Raw genomic sequence first — 15,291 nt, 5'->3', positions numbered from 1 at the left:
GGGCTTACCCTCGTCAGGAGAAGGCAGGAGTGTGCTGATGAACGACGACACGTCACCGGATGCCGTGCGGGAACCCCAATTGCTGCAGGCGTTCGTCCAGATGGCTGACACCCTGGTCGACGACTACGACGTCGTCGACGTACTCCACCAGCTCGTCGAACACAGCCTCCAGTTGTTGCCCGTCGCCGCGGCCGGGATCATGCTCTCGGACCAGCGAGGACATCTGCAGGTGCTGGCGTCTTCGACCGAGCAGGCCCGGCTGCTGGAACTGTTCCAGGTGCAGAACGACGAAGGTCCGTGTCTCGACTGTGTCCGCACCAGGGAATCGGTACTCGTCGCGGATCTGTCCGAGACGGCGTCGAGGTGGCCGCGATTCGCGCCCCAGGCGCTCCGGGAGGGGTTTTCCGCGGTGCACGCGGTGCCCCTGCGCCTGCGTCGCGAAACCATCGGCGCGTTGAACCTCTTCGGCCGCGAACCCGGCCTTCTCGGTGAGCGAGACCTTCAGGTGGCCCGCGCGCTCGCGGACATCGCGACCATCGGGATTCTGCAGGAACGCGCGATCCGGCGTGGCGAGGTGCTCACCGAGCAGCTGCAGACGGCGTTGAACAGTCGTGTCGCCATCGAGCAGGCCAAAGGCGCACTCGCCCACGCCGGGAACCTGGATATGGATCAGGCTTTCGCGGTGTTGCGGTTCTACGCACGGAAGAACAACGCCAGGCTCAGCGAAGTCGCCCACCAGATCGTCACCGGGGCACTTCGCCTGCGGAACGTCCTCGATCCCCAGCACATCTCTGGTTGCTGAGACACCAGCGCACCGAGCAGAGTGATGCCGATCAGCTGTCGTCGCGCCCCGGAGCGGAGGAGCCCGCCTGATCGGAGGAGTCGTGGGCCCGTTCCGGCAACGCCCTGGCCGTGACCCGAGCCAGGTCGATGAGCTCGTCGACCGGGCGACCGGTCGTCTCTGCCAGCGCCCGGACCTCCCGGTACTCCGGCTGGACCGTCACCACCCGCCCGCCCAGCAGGCCCCGTTTCACCGGGACCGTACCCAGCCCGATGTCAACGGTGACCTCGTCCCGGTGCAGGGCGCGTCGCTCGATCTCGGAAACCCGCACGCCGAGCGTCGGCGTCGTCTCGGCGATGCGCACGACGACGGCGTCGACCAGTGCCGGAGGCACCAGCACGGTGAGGACGTGCCCCGGCCTGCCCTTGCGCATGAGGACCGGTGTCAACCAGACATCGAGCGCTCCGACGTGCTGGAGGCTCTCCAGCACGTCGGGCCATTGGCGGGGATCGAGATCGTCGATCGTGCTCTCGACGACGCACAGCGCGTCGCGTCGCCACAGTTGCGCACTGCTGGTCGCCGCTGGCCTGCTCGACGCCGAGACCCCCGCCGGTGACCTGCTCGACGCCTGGAGCGCCGGCCACGACTTCCTCCACCAAGGCTCCGCCATGCTCGCCGCACTGAGCCGCGCCGGCTCGGATCTGACCACGGTGGCCACGGCCATGCTGTGGCGCTTGGTCGACGGCCGCGGCGGTGCCTGGACCGAGCCAGCCACCCGCGCCCCCGACGCCCTCAACGCCATCCGCCAAGCCGAGGAACGCCGCATCGCCGCTGACACGCTCCCCCCAGTCGGCCTTCTCGCGTCCATCCGCCGATGATGCCGCGTGCGTTCGACGTCGCATCCATCATGGCGCGGCAGCCGCTACATGATCAAAGACTCCGCCTGGCGCTGCGGGGCCGCTGTCCTGTCCAGCGAACCTTGCGGTGTCCGGATCTACGGCAGAGCCGGCCCGCATTTCCGCAAGGTTTCGCTCGAACGGACAAATTCCGGCGATGAGCGGCCGACGATCTTCTTGCCTGTGGAACGTCGGGTGACACCTATCTCGGCCAGCTGGTGACAGCCATCGTGGCCACCGTGGCGAAAGATCGTGCTCACGGGGCTCGTCGCTGGATACCTGATCGATGTATCCGGCAAAACAGGCTTGGCCCGGGTTGTCGAGATACGGTCGGCCTGTTCGTCATCCTTTCGACCGACATGGCTACCGGTGAGTGGAGGATCTTGTGCAGTACATGCTGCTGATCTACAACTGCGAGCGGCCCGGCCCCGCTGACCAGGGGTTCGCCGAGGCGCTGGCCGCGGTGAACGCCTTCGCCGACGAGTGCCGCCGCCGGGGAGCGCTCGTGGGAGGCGCCCCGCTGCAGCCGGAAAGCACCGCGACCACCCTCAGCGTCCGGGATGGCCGGACGCTGATCACCGACGGCCCTTTCGTGGAAACCCATGAACACCTCGGTGGCTACTACGTCCTGGACTGCCCGAGTCTGGACGAGGCGCTCGAGCTGGCGGCGTTGTGCCCGATGGCAGCGGTGGGCTCGATCGAGGTGCGGCCGCTCGCGGGAGTGCCGGGCCTGGACCACAGGCCCGTGGATTTGGCGACCACCGGCGAATGACCGTCTCACCCGCACCTGTGGTGGAGCGGGTGTACCGCGAACATCGGGCACGGATGCTCGCGGCGCTGGTGCGTGCGCTCGGCGATTTCGAGCTGGCCGAGGACGCGTTGCAAGACGCGTGCGCGATGGCGCTGCGCCGGTGGGGCGACCTGGTCCCCGACGACCCGGTCGCCTGGCTGCTGACGGTGGCCCGCAACCAGGCGATCGACCGGCTCCGGCGCGCACGCCTGGGCCGGGACAAGCAGGAGCAGATCGAGCAGGGGCCCCGCGCGGACACGGTGACGACGATGACCGACTTCGGCGAGGAAAGCCTGCTCACCGTGGGCGACGAACGCTTGAGCCTGATCTTCACCTGCTGCCACCCCGCCCTGGCCGAACAGGCACGGGTGGCGCTGACGCTGCAAGCCGTCGCCGGGCTGACCGCGGGACAGATCGCGCGGATGTTCCTGGTCGGGGAAACCACGCTGGCGCAACGTCTGGTGCGCGCCAAACGAAAGATCCGCGACGCCGGCATCAGCCTCGAAGTCCCGGCCGATCACCTCCTGCCCGAACGGCTTTCCGGCGTGCTGGCGGTGGTGTACCTGATCTTCACCCAGGGCTACACAGCCACCCCCGAGCACCACACACTGCGCCAGGAAGCGATCCGGCTCGGCAAGCTCGTCGCCACCCTCATGCCCGACGAACCCGAAGCGCTCGGACTGGTCGCGTTGCTGCTGCTGCACGACTCGCGGACCGCCGCCCGTCACACCACCACCGGTGACGTGATCCTCCTGGATGACCAAGACCGCACGCGGTGGGACCGAACCGAAATCACCGAAGCGGTCGGGTTGCTGGGCCGAGCGTTGCGCCATGGGACGCCCGGGCCGTACCAGCTCCAGGCCACGATCGCCGCGCTGCACGCCCAGGCCGCGACACCCGGCCAGACAGACTGGCCCCGTATCGCGACCGTGTACGCCGAGTTGCTCATGGTGGCGCCGTCGCCGGTGATCGCGCTGAACCACGCGGTCGCCGTCGCCATGGCCAGGACACCCGCCGACGGGCTGGCGCTGATCGACCGGATCGACGGGCTCGAGCAGTACCACCTGCTCCACGCCGCACGGGCCGACCTGCTGCGCCGCCTCGACCGGCCGGAGGAGGCCGCGGTCGCCTACCGGCGCGCTCACGAACTCGCCGCCAACCCGGCGGACCGCCGATTCCTCGCCGGGCGACTGCTCGCCCTCGATACCCCGGAGTCCACATGAGACTGTCCATCCTCGACGACGGCCACCGCCGCCGTGCGAAGCTGTTCCTCACCGCCACCTCCGCTCTGTCCCGTGTGGACAGTCCGGACATCGTGAAGATGCTGCTGTACCGGCCTGACTTCTTCGCGCGCCCGCTACTGGTCATCACGGCCGATGCCATGCGCGGGCCGTCGTACTGGACGGCGGGGGAGCGTGAGTACCTGGCGATGAGTACCGCGCAACTGCACGAGTGCCCGTTCTGTGTCGTCACCCATGCCGAGCTCGTCCGGATCGCCGGCCACGGTGAAATCGATCCGGACGATCCCGCCTCGGCTCGCCCCGAACTGCGCCAGGTGCGTGACTTTCTCGGCACGGTTTCCCGGACACCGGATCACGTCGACGGCAGTGGTGTCGCGGACCTTCCCGAGCAGGCACTGTTGGAGGCGCTGCGCGTCAATCTCGTGTGGAATGTGGTCAACCGCCTGGCCAACGCGTTCGGTTTCGTGTTGCGTGACGGCCAATTGCACAGTGGTACCCGTTCCCTGCACCGGTTCGGCTACCGGTTCCCCGGTTTCCTGCTCGCCGGCGGGGACGGCACCGACAGCGGTGACGTCGTCGAGAACCTGCGGCATGCGGTGCTCGACGCACCCGCGGCCACCGAACCCGCTCTGCGCGCGGCCGCCGCGTCCGGAGGCTCGCTCCCCGAACCCTGGAAGTCCTACACCGCGACGGTCCGCGACACGTCGTACCGGGTGACCGACGCCGACATCGACCGCCTCACCGCGGAACACTCCGAGGAGGAGATCTTCGAGATCACCGTCGCGGCCGCTGTCGGCGCCGCGCTGCGCAGTCACGATGCCGGACTGCGCGCCGTCCGAAACAAAAGCGCGGACTGATCCCGGGAACCTGTCGAGAACAGGCGCGGTTGTTCGTCCTTCGTGTGTCAGCCGACAACTACCGAAAGGATCTCCGCCATGCCTGGACAGATCAACTGGTTCGAGCTACCCGCCGCCGACACCGCACAGGCCCGCACCTTCTACGGACAGTTGTTCGGGTGGGGCACCAGTGAATTCGGCGGCGACTATCACGTGATCGAGAACGGCCCCGCCGGCGCGATCGCGCCCCGCGAAGAAGGTTTCACCCACCCGCGGGTCTACTTCGCCACCGACGACATCGACGCCTCGGTCAAGCGCCTCCACGAGCTCGGCGGCACCAGCGAGGAGGTCCAGATCGTGCCCGGCATCGGGCGGATCGCGCACTGCCAGGACAACCAGCACACCCCGTTCAGCCTCTACGAACCCGCCTCGCGCGACTGAACCACCGGTTGTGGGAGATGCGCCGCGCGGGCGCCTCCCACACCGCAGGTCGCACCGCAACTGGCCACGCGGCCGACGTTCGCCAATGGGGTCGAAGACGAGTGGTCTGCTGTGCCCGCTGCGGGAGCAACAGGGATCTCGACCCCCTGATCCCTGGCGGTGGTCACCGCGGTGGTGGCGATCCTGGTCCTGGTGAACCGGCCGGACACGCCGCCCGCCGCCGCCTCGGCCGGTCCCGAGGGCGGGCAGCCCCGCGGTGCCCTCGTCGGTTTTGGTGCGCCTGGACAGTCACCGCTTGTCGACTGCCGCCGACGGCAAGGTGACCGTGGTGGAGTTCCTCGACCTGGAATGCGAGGCGTGCGGAGCGGCATTCCCCGGCGTGGAGCAGCTGCGCCGAATACGGCGACAAAGTCACCCATGTACCGCAGGATGTACGAAACTCAGTCGCAGTGGGGCGACCAGGACGTGTCCCACGCCGAGACGTTCCGCGGGTTCGCCCGTGAGCTCGGTCTGGACATGGCCAGGTTCGAGGCGGCGTGGAATGACCCGGCCACCACCGCCCGAGTTGTCGCTGACCGCACGGACACCTGCCGGTTCCGGCGTCCTGGCGACCCGGTGTCCAGCTCCTCGTCAGGTACCACACCGTCGTCCTGATTGTGGTACCTGGCTGTCGCACTGGCCGCCCTGCAAGCGTTCTGGACGTACTGGATCACTGTCCTCTGAGTGATCGCATGCCTTAACGACAACGCGGCCCCCACCCCGCGGAAACACCCAGCGGACCCCCGGGAACGCCGTGAAGGCCTCCTTCGCAGCGTCTGACGCCGTGAAGGGGGCCTTCATAACCTCGGGCGCCAAGCCGAGCGGCACTTTCTCACCAAAGTGCGAAACTTCGCTTCCGAGCGACGCCACCTTTGACCTTCCCATCAATACTTGTCGGCGGGTGATCGGCCGCGGCTGCCGAGAACCGCGCCGAATGCCACCACCGCGAGGATCCCTACAGCGATGAGGATCCATGCCCAGGCCGGCAGGCCGCCGCTACCGCCGGCATCGGAAGCCGGTGCCGCCACCGCTGGCGACGAACTGTTCACAGGCAGGGCACTGGGTTGCGAGGACGGCGCGGTGGACGGAGGCGGGGACGTCGTGCTGGGAGCGACCGGTGCGGTGAGGGTGAACGCGACAGTGCCGGTGATCGTGTCGCCGTCGTCGGCGGTCACCTTGTACTTGATCGAGTACTCACCCGCAGGGCCCGCGGGTGTCACCGGTGCGGTGATGACGGCTCCGGCTGCGGACGCCTTCCCGACGGCCCAGGCGGTGCCGTCCGGGCCCTGGACCGTGATCGGATCCGCGGGCAGGCCCACGGCCTCATTGAACGTCAGCTCGATCTGCGTCGGAGCGGCCGCGAGCGAGGCACCCTTCGCCGGGTTGCTGCTTTTCAGTGAGGTATGCGCCGACGCCGGTGCGGCGGTGGTCACCAGCGCCACACCGGCCAGCAGCAGTGCGGCGGACAAACGTCGGAAAGTCATTCTGGAACCCATCGTCGTGAGCTGATACAGCTCATAAGTCGCGTTCCGCGAACAGAAAGTTCCCGCACGCTAATCTGAGCAGGTACTCGCGTTCGTCACGGGACAGATCGGGGAGGGTGATGTACGGGCTCGGTGATCTCGAAACCGCGGTGATGGGGGTGCTGTGGGACTCGGCGGAGCCGGCCAAGGTCCGCGACGTGCTCGATCGGTTGCGGACACCGAAACAGCTCGCCTACACCACCGTCATGACCGTGCTCGACAACCTGCATCGCAAAGGCTGGGTACGACGCGAGCTCGACGGCAAGGCCTACCGTTACGAACCTGAGATCAGCCGTGAGGCCGCGGCGGCGCGCGCGTTGCGAGAAGTGCTGGAGTCGTCTGGAAATCCCGAAGGTGTGCTGTTGCACTTCGCCCGGTCCGCTTCGGACGAGGAATCCGAACTCCTGCGCAAAGGCTTACGTGCCAAGGGACGTCGGCGATGATCGTGGCCTTGGGCTTGCTCGCGGGAGCCGCCGCCGCTGCCTGGGTGATTCCCCGTGGACTGGGCGCCGCGGACACCCGGTGGTGGGATCCGGTCGTGCTGATCGTGTGCTGGCTGCTCTCGATGCTCGGCGTCGTGGTCGCCGCCGTGACCGGTGTCGCCTTGTTGCTGACGCCGACCCACGGCGTGCTGGGAACCATGCTGATCGCGGCGCACGACTGCCTGGATTCCCTGCAGCACGGAGCGGTACCGAGCGCCGAGGAAACCGGGGGAGTTCTCGGCGTCGTCGTCCTGCTCGCACTCGGGACAAGGCTGGCTGTCGTCGGAGTCCGGGGAATGCGCGGCCGGTCGCGGGTCCGGCGGCGGCATCTGTCCGCGCTCCGGATCGCCGGCCGTCAGGACGCCACGTCACCGACGACGCTCTGGCTCGCGCATGATCGACCACTTGCGTTCAGTATGGCGGGCAACCCCGGCCTGGTGGTGGCTACCGATGGGCTCACCCGCCATCTCGATCCCGCCGGGGTGGCCGCGGTGCTGGCGCATGAGCGTGCGCACCTCAATGGCCGTCACCATCAGTTGGTCTCATCGGTGAGCGCGCTGCGGACCGTGCTGGCGTTCCTGCCGCTCTTCGAGCGCGCCCCGGCCGCGATCCGCGAACTCGTCGAACTCGCGGCCGACGTGAGCGCTGTGCGCCGGCACGGGGTTTCGGCGGTGCGGACGGCGTTGCTGGGTGTATCCGGCTCCGGCGTTCCGGATACGGGGCTGGCCATGGGCCGGGACGCCGTCGACGTGCGGCTCGAACGACTGGACTACGGCACGCCTGTCCCGATGGGTCCGCGCCGGGTGTTGTCGTGTGCCGCTGCCGGGCTCACCGCGGCGGTACTCCCGCTCGCGACCGGCGCGACGATGCTGTTCGCGTTCGGTTCGATCGTGTGCGTGGCCGCCGGTTTCTGATCGGCGGGCCGTCAATCCTGGCCGACGGCGTCGACCGGTTTGACCGCGGCGACACGTTCGACAGTGCCAGCCTTCAGCCGTTCCTGCCGTCGCACCACCAGTCCGGCCTGTTCGAGCAGCAGTGACGTGCCGCCCGGCCGCAGCACCCGGTGCCTGAGCGTCTGCTTCCCGCAGAATCACCTCATGCCCCAGTTCGGCGGAGCGCCGACGGGCGATCTCCAGCGTGGCTGGGCTGAAATCGATCCCGGTCAACGGTAAGGCTCGGACCCTTCTCGGAGCTTGAACGTCCGGCTGTGACCCAGCACCCCACAGCGCACCCGCGAACGACATCCGGCGCAGGGCTGAGGCCTGGGGTAAGGATCAGGCGACCAGTCCACTGATCGGTGCCGATCAATATTCGTACGGATCTGCTGGAACGGGGATGGGCTGGGCGGTCTGGACCCGCACGAGCGGGGTGCAGCGGTTGGCTTCGGTCGCGGTGTACGGCTCGACCTTGCCGGTCACGGTCATCGGTGGTGCTCTCCTTCGTCAGGCTGTTTGCCCAAACATATCAACGCCCGTTAGATTGTTGGTATGAGTGACGACCGCTGTGACCTGCTGTGCATCGACTTCGACCACGCCGAGGCCCTGCGCGCGGCGCTGCCGTCGGCCGAGGAGATCGTCCTGCGCGCGGAACGACTGCGGGCGCTGGGCGACCAGACCCGTTTGCGGATCGCGCATGCCCTGCACGTTGGGGACGAGCTGTGCGTCTGTGACCTGGCGTGGATCGTCGGGTCCTCCCAGGGGCTCGTCTCCCATCACCTGCGCCAGCTGCGCTCGGCCGGGCTGGTCGACTCGCGCCGCGACGGCAAGCTCGTCATGTACCGGCTCAACCCGACCGGCCACCAGCTGCTCGCCGCCGCCGTCGGCGCCACCGCGAACGGAGAACTCGCGTGAGCGACGCCTGCTGCGGCCCCGGCCATGACGACCACCACGACGACGACACTTCGCTGAGGCTCTGGCAGGTACGGGAACTGCAGTTCGCCGCCGTCGCCGGGATCCTGCTCGCAGCGGGCTTCCTCGCCCAGCTCGCGGGTTCGGCCACCACCAGCGTCGTCCTGCACCTCGTGGCCGCCGCGATCGGCGGGTGGACCTTCGTCCCCGGCACCCTGCGCTCGCTGGCACGCCGCCGCATCGGCGTCGGCACCCTGATGACCATCGCACTGGTCGGTGCCCTCGTCCTCGGCCAGTTCGCCGAAGCCGCCGCGCTCGCCTTCCTCTTCTCCATCAGCGAAGCCCTCGAGGACTACTCGCTGACCCGCACCCGCCGCGGCCTGCGCGCACTTCTGGCGCTGGTCCCGACGCAGGTGACCATCCTGCGCGGCGGCCTCCAGACCGTCATCGCCGCGGCCGAACTGCGCGTCGGCGACCGGATGCTGGTGCGCGCCGGGGAACGTGTCGCCAGCGACGGCATTGTTCTCGACGGACAATCCTCTGTGGACACATCGGCGATCACCGGCGAGTCGATGCCCGTCGAAACCGGCCCAGGGGACACTGTTTTCGCCGGATCCATCAACGCCAACGGCGTGCTCACCATCCAAGCCACCGCGACCGTCGAGGACAACTCGCTGGCCAAGGTCGTACGCATCGTCGAAGACGCCCAGCAACGCAAAGGCACCCGCCAGCGCCTCGCCGACCGCATCGCCCGCCCGCTGGTGCCCGCGATCATGGTCCTCGCGGCGCTGATCGCCGGACTCGGCGCCCTCCTGGGCGACCCGGCGACCTGGATCGAACGGGCACTGGTCGTACTGGTGGCCGCCGCGCCGTGCGCGCTGGCGATCTCCGTGCCGGTCACCGTCGTCGCCGCGGTCGGCGCGGCCACCCGGCTCGGTGTCCTCGTCAAGGGTGGTGCGGCACTGGAAACCCTCGGTGCCGTCCGGGTCGTCGCACTGGACAAGACCGGGACCCTGACTCGCAACCAGCCCGTCGTCACCGGCATCGTCCCCGCCGGCGGCACGACCGCACCGCAGGTCCTCGCTGTCGCCGCCGCACTGGAAGCCCGCAGCGAACACCCGCTGGCCGCCGCGATCCTCGCCGCCGCACCGGAATCCCGCCACGCGGACGACGTGTCCACTGTGCCCGGTGCCGGACTGGAAGGCACCGTCGACGGCGCTCCCGCGCGGCTGGGCAAGCCGGGCTGGATCGACGCGGGATCACTGCGCGACGACGTGACCCGCCTGCAGGACGCCGGCGCGACCGTCGCCGTCATCGAACACCGCGGAACCGTGCTCGGCATCATCGGCATCCGCGACGAACTGCGCCCCGAAGCCGCCGAAACCGTCAGCGCGCTGCGTGCGTCCGGGGTCTCGGTCAGCATGCTCACCGGCGACAACATCCGCACCGCCACCGCGCTGGCCGCCCGGGCCGGCATCACCGACGTCCACGCCGAACTGCTCCCCACCGACAAAGCCGCCCTCGTCGAGAAGCTCCGCGCACAGCGCCGCGGCGCGGTCGCGATGGTCGGCGACGGCGTCAACGACGCCCCCGCGCTGGCCACCGCCGACGTCGGTATCGCCATGGGAGCCATGGGCACCGACGTCGCGATCGAAGCCGCCGACGTCGCGCTGATGGGCACCGACCTGCGCCACTTGCCCCAAGCGCTCGCGCACGCGCGCCGTGCCCGCGTCATCATGCTGCAGAACATCGGGCTGTCGGCGTTGATCGTGCTCTCTCTGGTTCCCTTGGCCGCCTTCGGCATCCTCGGCCTCGCCACGGTCGTGCTGATCCACGAAGTCGCCGAGGTCTTCGTCATCGGCAACGGTGTCCGCGCGGGACGACTCCGCCCGCTGGCCGGTTCGGCCAAGCCCGAACCCGTTGCCCTGCAGCAGATCCCGCTCGCGCCGGTGACGACCGTGGTAGAGGAAGGATGCGCATGCTGTGCTCCTGCCGCGAAACCCCTTACGCACACGGCGCGCACGACGACATCACTGCCGCTCACGGCCCGCAAACCCTGACAATGCCTCGGCGTCGCTGACGCAGAGCAACGACGTGATTGCTTTGCGGTAGCAGGGAAACAGTCCTCTGGTCTCACGTCTTGTTGTGACGAAACCTACTATCTGCCACGTACTAGGCTGGATAGTAGACACGGCTGGAGATTTTCCTTACCCTGGCGCAATCCGACAGGTCACGAACCCGCAACGGCGGGTTTCAGAGGAGATATTGCACTCGTGCGCCCGAACCACTCTCGCATTCTGATCAAGGCACTTGCCACCTGCGCTGTCCTGACCATCGCACTGGGAGGGACGCCGAGCATCGCTCAGCCTTCGCCACCGGGCGGCACCAGCGACCCGATGCAGCGCTACCTGGAGCTGGGAACGCAGGCCGCCAAAGCAGACGAAGACTTCCTGCAAGCGCAGGACACTGTGACGAAAAGCCAAGCCGCTCGGCGGCGAGCCGATGCCGACGTCTCCGCCGCGGTCAAGGTGCTGGAACAAGCCAAAGGCGCCGAACAGCGGTTTCAGGGTCAAGTGGACGCTTTGGCCGGCGCCGCGTTCACTGGCGCACAATTCGCCAGGGTAGGCGCGATGCTCACGAGCGAGTCGAGCCAGGCGTTCCTGGAACGGATGGCCATGCTCGGCGTCGTCGCGAGCAACAACGCCGACTCGATGGGCAAACTCCGAAGCGCTTCGGGCGACGCCGATGCGGCGCGGAATATCGCTGCGGAGACACAAAAACGCGCCTTCGAGGCAGCTGACGCGGCCCAGCGTGCGGTTGACGACGTACGCACCCGCAAGACCGATCTCGAAGCGCAGATCAAGGAAGTCAGGAAGGCGATCAACCGCCTGCCCTCGGCCGACAAGGCCGCCCTGGGCAAGGTGCAGGATTCCGGCTCGTACCTCGGTCCGCCCGGAGCCGCCAACGACGCTCTGCAAGCCGCCTTGTCCAAGCGCGGTTCGCAATACCAGTGGGGCGCCACCGGGCCGGGCGAGTTCGACTGCTCCGGCCTGACGAGCTGGGCATACAAGCAAGCCGGAGTGACGATCCCACGAACCAGCAGGCAGCAGTTCGGTGCGGGTAAATCGGTGCCATTGAACGCTTTGCAGCCGGGCGATCTCCTCTTCTACGACGACGGCACCGGCAACGCGGGAGCCATCCATCACGTCAGCATGTACGTCGGCAGCGGCAAAATGGTCGACGCGCCAACGGAAGGGCAACTTGTCGACGTGCGTCCGATGAAGGGTGACGGTCATCTGATGGGTGCGCGCCGCATGGTCGGTTGACCACCCCGAGGTATCGCCAGAGCTGGCCTGATCTCCTGATACGGCGGACACTGCAGGCATGGACAAGCGAGCCGTGCACGACGACATGGAACGGGCTCGCGACGCCTTTCACCAGCTCGTCGACGGAGCAAGTAAGGCGGACCTGCTGCGGTTGTCGGACGGCACGCGCTGGACCAATAAGCAGTTGCTGTTCCACATGCTCCTCGGCTACCTGATCATGCGTGCGCTGCTGACGCTGGTGCGGGTGTTCGGCCGGCTCCCCGCCCGAGTCAGCCGGGCCTATGCACGACTGCTGAACGCGGCGACGGCGCCGTTCGACGTCGTGAACTACGCAGGTTCGTGGCTGGGCGGAACATTTCTCGGCTGCGAACGCATGGCCGTGATGTTTGATCGGGTGATCGCGAAGCTGCACCACCGGCTGGACGCCGAAACCGACGCCGACCTCGCCCGCGGCATGCATTACCCCGCCCGGTGGGATCCGTTCTTCGAAGACTTCATGACCCTGGCGGACGTCTACCGCTTTCCCACCCAGCATTTCGACTTCCACCGTCGACAGCTCACGCTGCACGACGGTGGAAGCGGTCAGGTCTGATGGGGTGAGGTACTGCGGAAGCGGCGCAGCCGCAGGCTGTCGGACGCCACGAAGACGTAGGTGGTCGTGATCATCAGCATGCTCACCGAACCAGGAGAACATCCCTTGAAGTAGCCGCCTGCCGCTTTCGGCGACGTTGTGGTCAGGGGCGATGCTGATCGGTCGCTCCTGGCTGGCCTTCCGTGGCAGTCTGGGGCGGCTGGTGCTCTTGCTGGGTGGGCCCCTCGGGCGGTCCGCCCATCATCCGGAGCATGGCGAGCCCGCCGGTCTGGAAGAACCGGACGACGAGCACGGCAGCCACGATGAGGAAGACGATGTTGAGCCAGGTGGTGTAGTTCCACGAGATCCCCTCCTGCATCACCGTTGCGGATCGCTCGGCGGGGATGAGCCCGGTGACACCGAAGATGAGTTCGACGAGGTAACCCGCGCCGACCATCGCGGCATAGAAGGTGCCCAGCAGCACGAGGGCCATTTTCGCGCCGTAGTACTTCCGGTAGATGTTGAGGATCGGCAGGATCAGCAGGTCGGCGAAGATGAACGCGACCACGCCCCCGAAGCTGATGCCGCCGTTCCACAGCACCGCGGCGAGTGGCACATTCCCGATCGAGCACACGAACGACAGGATCGCCACGACCGGTCCGACGATCGGGCCCCATACCGCGGACAACACCGGGTGGTCGGTCAGGAAAAAACCGTGCCAGAACTCGTTCGGCACCCACGCGCCGATCGCTCCGGCGATGAGCAGGCCGATCACCAGGTCGCGCAGAATCGCCGCCCACTCCATCACGAACACATGCGCCACCGCGGTGAATCCCTGGGCTGAACCCAGTCTTCGCCAGAACGATCCCTCGCCCCGCACGGACATGTCCATGGCCGCGTGGCCTTCCATCGAGCCGGCCAGGCCCTTGTCCGCCTGCTCCCGGGCCTTCTCGATGAGCCGCCCGCGGACGAACAAGCGGAACAGCACCGCCAGCAGAACGATCATGATGGGACCGCCGACGAACTCCGCGACGGTGAACTGCCAGCCCATCAGCAGGGCCATGATGACGCCCAGTTCCACGACCAGATTGGTGGAACCGATCTCGAACGCCATCGCGGCCGTGAAATTGGCGCCCTTACGAAATAGGGACCGGGCCAAGGCGACTGCGGCGTAGGAGCACGACGATGACGCAGCGCCTAATGCGGAGGCCAGCGCCAGGGTGCGGGGCCGGTCGTCGCCGAGCAACCGCACGATCGTCGACTTCCTGACAACGGCCTGAACGACCGCCGACAACGTGAAGCCGAGAATCAACGCCCACAGGATCTCCCACGTCATGGACCCGGCCAGGGCCAGTGCGTGTCCGATTGCTTCCACTGCGACCACCTCGTCCGGAATACCCGCGAGGGGTATTGTCGCTCGGCAATGTAGCCCGCCGAAATGGTTCTGTCATGGTGCTTTGCACGTTAGATGTACATCAATGGTGCACATCGTGCGAGTTGGCCGAAAGACGCGTCGGCCGGTGAGTAGTAATCGTCCTGTTGTCAGACACGTCATAACAACTGATACCAACGCCACAAGCTTGCTGTGCAAATCGGCTACCGGTGATGACGCGGCATCGTCAATTGAATCGCCGCTGAAGAGCGTCCCGGCGGGAAGCCCACCGTGGCGACTCGTCGTCACCGCCGTCGCGCTCGGTCCAGCCCCACGAGCGGTAGAACGACCGCAGTGTCGGCAGGTCGCGCGTGCCGAGGGTGACGAAGGAGATCGCTCTGCCACTGTCCACGCGACCAGTCTCACCTGCTCTGGCTCGGCCGCCGGCAGCGTCACCAACCGGTGCGGCTCAGCGGGTCCGGTAGCGCGCGTAGATCAGTCCGCTGTCGAAGGCACGCTCCTCGACCAACGCGAGATCGAGGCGCACGCCGTCGGGGAAGAACCGCTTGCCGCCGCCGACCACGCTCGTGGTGATGAACAGGTGGTACTCGTCCACCAGGCCGGCCGCGATCGCCTGGGCCGCGAGGTTCGGGCCGTCGACGGAGAGGTCGTGATCAGCCTCGGCCTTGAGCTTGCGCACCGCGTCCGGGTCGAAGGTCCGCTCGATCCTGGTCTTCGCGCTGGACACCGACTCCAGCGTCGTGGAGTACACGACCTTCTCCGCGGCCCGCCAGTCGCGGGCGTACTGCAGGATGTGCGGCGGGAGGTCGGGCTCGGTGTGCACGGTCTCCCAGTAGACCATCGTCTCGTACATCCGCCGGCCGTAGAGATACGTGCCGACGGAGCGGAAGAGATCGTTGATGAAGGTATGCACCTCCTGATCCTCGGCCCCGGTGCCGAGGTCGCCCTCCGCCGCCTCGGCGTAGCCGTCGAGCGAGGTGATCATCGAGTAGATGAGCTTTGCCATGCGTCTCCTTCGGGTACGAGCACGTCAGTCTGTTCCACCGACCCGGCCAGCACGGTAGTCGGGCGTTGGGTCCAGAGGTCGCTTGCCGCCTCCTCGCACGCTCCTGCGACCAGGAACCA

Annotated in this window: 19 protein-coding genes; 13 read left to right on the top strand and 6 right to left on the bottom strand. The window is 67.7% G+C overall.

All coding sequences use genetic code 11. From position 1 onward, the window contains the following. Positions 1-37: 37 nt before the first annotated feature. Positions 38-802 carry a GAF and ANTAR domain-containing protein gene (locus VGP60_RS04760; protein WP_327546607.1) on the top strand — a complete coding sequence of 255 codons (765 nt, stop codon included), beginning with the start codon at positions 38-40 and terminating at the stop codon, positions 800-802. 31 nt (positions 803-833) lie between these two features. Here VGP60_RS04760 and larC read toward each other — a convergent pair whose 3' ends face one another. Beyond that, a complete protein-coding gene (gene larC, locus VGP60_RS04755; protein WP_327546630.1) occupies positions 834-1,304 on the bottom strand; it encodes a nickel insertion protein in 471 nt (156 codons plus the stop codon). A 1-nt stretch (position 1,305) separates the two neighbouring features. Between larC and VGP60_RS04750 the strand changes: the two genes are divergently transcribed. The 6 genes from VGP60_RS04750 to VGP60_RS04725 all read left to right on the top strand — a co-directional run bounded on the left by VGP60_RS04750 (position 1,306) and on the right by VGP60_RS04725 (position 5,639). Next, positions 1,306-1,659, top strand: a complete 354-nt coding sequence (locus VGP60_RS04750) for a hypothetical protein (protein ID WP_327546631.1) — start codon at positions 1,306-1,308, stop codon at positions 1,657-1,659. Between the two features lie 403 nt (positions 1,660-2,062). Then, complete coding sequence (locus tag VGP60_RS04745) at positions 2,063-2,449, top strand: YciI family protein (protein WP_327546606.1); 387 nt, start codon at positions 2,063-2,065, stop codon at positions 2,447-2,449. Next, positions 2,446-3,690, top strand: a complete 1,245-nt coding sequence (locus VGP60_RS04740; RefSeq protein WP_327546605.1) for an RNA polymerase sigma factor — start codon at positions 2,446-2,448, stop codon at positions 3,688-3,690. Before VGP60_RS04745 ends, VGP60_RS04740 begins: the two co-directional genes overlap by 4 nt. Further along, positions 3,687-4,565, top strand: coding sequence for a hypothetical protein (locus VGP60_RS04735; protein WP_327546604.1), 879 nt, complete (start codon positions 3,687-3,689; stop codon positions 4,563-4,565). The genes VGP60_RS04740 and VGP60_RS04735 overlap by 4 nt, the downstream gene beginning before the upstream one ends. Positions 4,566-4,643: 78 nt before the next feature. Further along, positions 4,644-4,985: a VOC family protein gene (locus VGP60_RS04730; RefSeq protein ID WP_327546603.1), complete on the top strand. Its 342-nt coding sequence runs from the start codon at positions 4,644-4,646 to the stop codon at positions 4,983-4,985. Positions 4,986-5,414: 429 nt separating this feature from the next. Continuing rightward, positions 5,415-5,639, top strand: coding sequence for a hypothetical protein (locus tag VGP60_RS04725; RefSeq protein ID WP_327546602.1), 225 nt, complete (start codon positions 5,415-5,417; stop codon positions 5,637-5,639). Between the two features lie 269 nt (positions 5,640-5,908). On the opposite strand, the gene VGP60_RS04720 is transcribed toward VGP60_RS04725, so the two are convergent. Continuing rightward, a complete protein-coding gene (locus VGP60_RS04720) occupies positions 5,909-6,508 on the bottom strand; it encodes a copper resistance CopC family protein (protein ID WP_327546601.1) in 600 nt (199 codons plus the stop codon). 119 nt (positions 6,509-6,627) lie between these two features. Between VGP60_RS04720 and VGP60_RS04715 the strand changes: the two genes are divergently transcribed. Beyond that, positions 6,628-6,990, top strand: coding sequence for a BlaI/MecI/CopY family transcriptional regulator (locus VGP60_RS04715; RefSeq protein WP_327546600.1), 363 nt, complete (start codon positions 6,628-6,630; stop codon positions 6,988-6,990). Continuing rightward, complete coding sequence (locus VGP60_RS04710) at positions 6,987-7,943, top strand: M56 family metallopeptidase (RefSeq protein WP_327546599.1); 957 nt, start codon at positions 6,987-6,989, stop codon at positions 7,941-7,943. The genes VGP60_RS04715 and VGP60_RS04710 overlap by 4 nt, the downstream gene beginning before the upstream one ends. 11 nt (positions 7,944-7,954) lie before the next feature. Here the strand turns inward: VGP60_RS04710 and VGP60_RS04705 are convergent, their stop codons facing one another. Beyond that, positions 7,955-8,089: a hypothetical protein gene (locus tag VGP60_RS04705; RefSeq protein WP_327546598.1), complete on the bottom strand. Its 135-nt coding sequence runs from the start codon at positions 8,087-8,089 to the stop codon at positions 7,955-7,957. A gap of 427 nt (positions 8,090-8,516) precedes the next feature. On the opposite strand from VGP60_RS04705, the gene VGP60_RS04700 reads away from it, so the two are divergent. The 4 genes from VGP60_RS04700 (at position 8,517) to VGP60_RS04685 (ending at position 12,794) form a co-directional block, all read left to right on the top strand. Continuing rightward, entirely contained in the window at positions 8,517-8,879 is a 363-nt protein-coding gene (locus VGP60_RS04700) for a metalloregulator ArsR/SmtB family transcription factor (protein WP_327546597.1), read from the top strand. Next, complete coding sequence (locus VGP60_RS04695; RefSeq protein WP_327546596.1) at positions 8,876-10,936, top strand: cation-translocating P-type ATPase; 2,061 nt, start codon at positions 8,876-8,878, stop codon at positions 10,934-10,936. Before VGP60_RS04700 ends, VGP60_RS04695 begins: the two co-directional genes overlap by 4 nt. Before the next feature lie 213 nt (positions 10,937-11,149). Beyond that, the gene (locus tag VGP60_RS04690; RefSeq protein ID WP_327546595.1) at positions 11,150-12,202 is read left to right on the top strand and encodes a C40 family peptidase; all 1,053 of its coding nucleotides are present in this window, start codon (positions 11,150-11,152) and stop codon (positions 12,200-12,202) included. Between the two features lie 58 nt (positions 12,203-12,260). Beyond that, entirely contained in the window at positions 12,261-12,794 is a 534-nt protein-coding gene (locus VGP60_RS04685; RefSeq protein WP_327546594.1) for a DinB family protein, read from the top strand. 142 nt (positions 12,795-12,936) lie between these two features. Here VGP60_RS04685 and VGP60_RS04680 read toward each other — a convergent pair whose 3' ends face one another. From VGP60_RS04680 to VGP60_RS04670, 3 genes are all read right to left on the bottom strand, one after another. Further along, positions 12,937-14,148 carry a permease gene (locus VGP60_RS04680; protein ID WP_327546593.1) on the bottom strand — a complete coding sequence of 404 codons (1,212 nt, stop codon included), beginning with the start codon at positions 14,146-14,148 and terminating at the stop codon, positions 12,937-12,939. A 244-nt stretch (positions 14,149-14,392) separates the two neighbouring features. Further along, entirely contained in the window at positions 14,393-14,557 is a 165-nt protein-coding gene (locus tag VGP60_RS04675; protein WP_327546592.1) for a hypothetical protein, read from the bottom strand. Between the two features lie 57 nt (positions 14,558-14,614). Further along, positions 14,615-15,172 (bottom strand): dihydrofolate reductase family protein, encoded by a 558-nt coding sequence (locus tag VGP60_RS04670; protein WP_327546591.1) that lies wholly within the window; start codon positions 15,170-15,172, stop codon positions 14,615-14,617. Positions 15,173-15,291: the final 119 nt, after the last annotated feature.

Origin of the sequence: Amycolatopsis sp. (assembly GCF_036008905.1) — a bacterium.
Classification (GTDB): domain Bacteria; phylum Actinomycetota; class Actinomycetes; order Mycobacteriales; family Pseudonocardiaceae; genus Amycolatopsis.
The sequence above is the reverse complement of the archived record's forward strand: the minus strand, read 5'-3'. Positions and strand labels throughout refer to the sequence as shown.

Coding starts and splice junctions, on each gene's coding strand:
- VGP60_RS04760 (WP_327546607.1), top strand. CDS start 38: ATGAACGACGACACGTCACCGGATGCCGTGCGGGAACCCCAATTGCTG.
- VGP60_RS04730 (WP_327546603.1), top strand. CDS start 4,644: ATGCCTGGACAGATCAACTGGTTCGAGCTACCCGCCGCCGACACCGCA.
- VGP60_RS04735 (WP_327546604.1), top strand. CDS start 3,687: ATGAGACTGTCCATCCTCGACGACGGCCACCGCCGCCGTGCGAAGCTG.
- VGP60_RS04700 (WP_327546597.1), top strand. CDS start 8,517: ATGAGTGACGACCGCTGTGACCTGCTGTGCATCGACTTCGACCACGCC.
- VGP60_RS04715 (WP_327546600.1), top strand. CDS start 6,628: ATGTACGGGCTCGGTGATCTCGAAACCGCGGTGATGGGGGTGCTGTGG.
- VGP60_RS04670 (WP_327546591.1), bottom strand. CDS start 15,172: ATGGCAAAGCTCATCTACTCGATGATCACCTCGCTCGACGGCTACGCC.
- VGP60_RS04725 (WP_327546602.1), top strand. CDS start 5,415: ATGTACGAAACTCAGTCGCAGTGGGGCGACCAGGACGTGTCCCACGCC.
- VGP60_RS04710 (WP_327546599.1), top strand. CDS start 6,987: ATGATCGTGGCCTTGGGCTTGCTCGCGGGAGCCGCCGCCGCTGCCTGG.
- VGP60_RS04740 (WP_327546605.1), top strand. CDS start 2,446: ATGACCGTCTCACCCGCACCTGTGGTGGAGCGGGTGTACCGCGAACAT.
- VGP60_RS04720 (WP_327546601.1), bottom strand. CDS start 6,508: ATGACTTTCCGACGTTTGTCCGCCGCACTGCTGCTGGCCGGTGTGGCG.
- VGP60_RS04685 (WP_327546594.1), top strand. CDS start 12,261: ATGGACAAGCGAGCCGTGCACGACGACATGGAACGGGCTCGCGACGCC.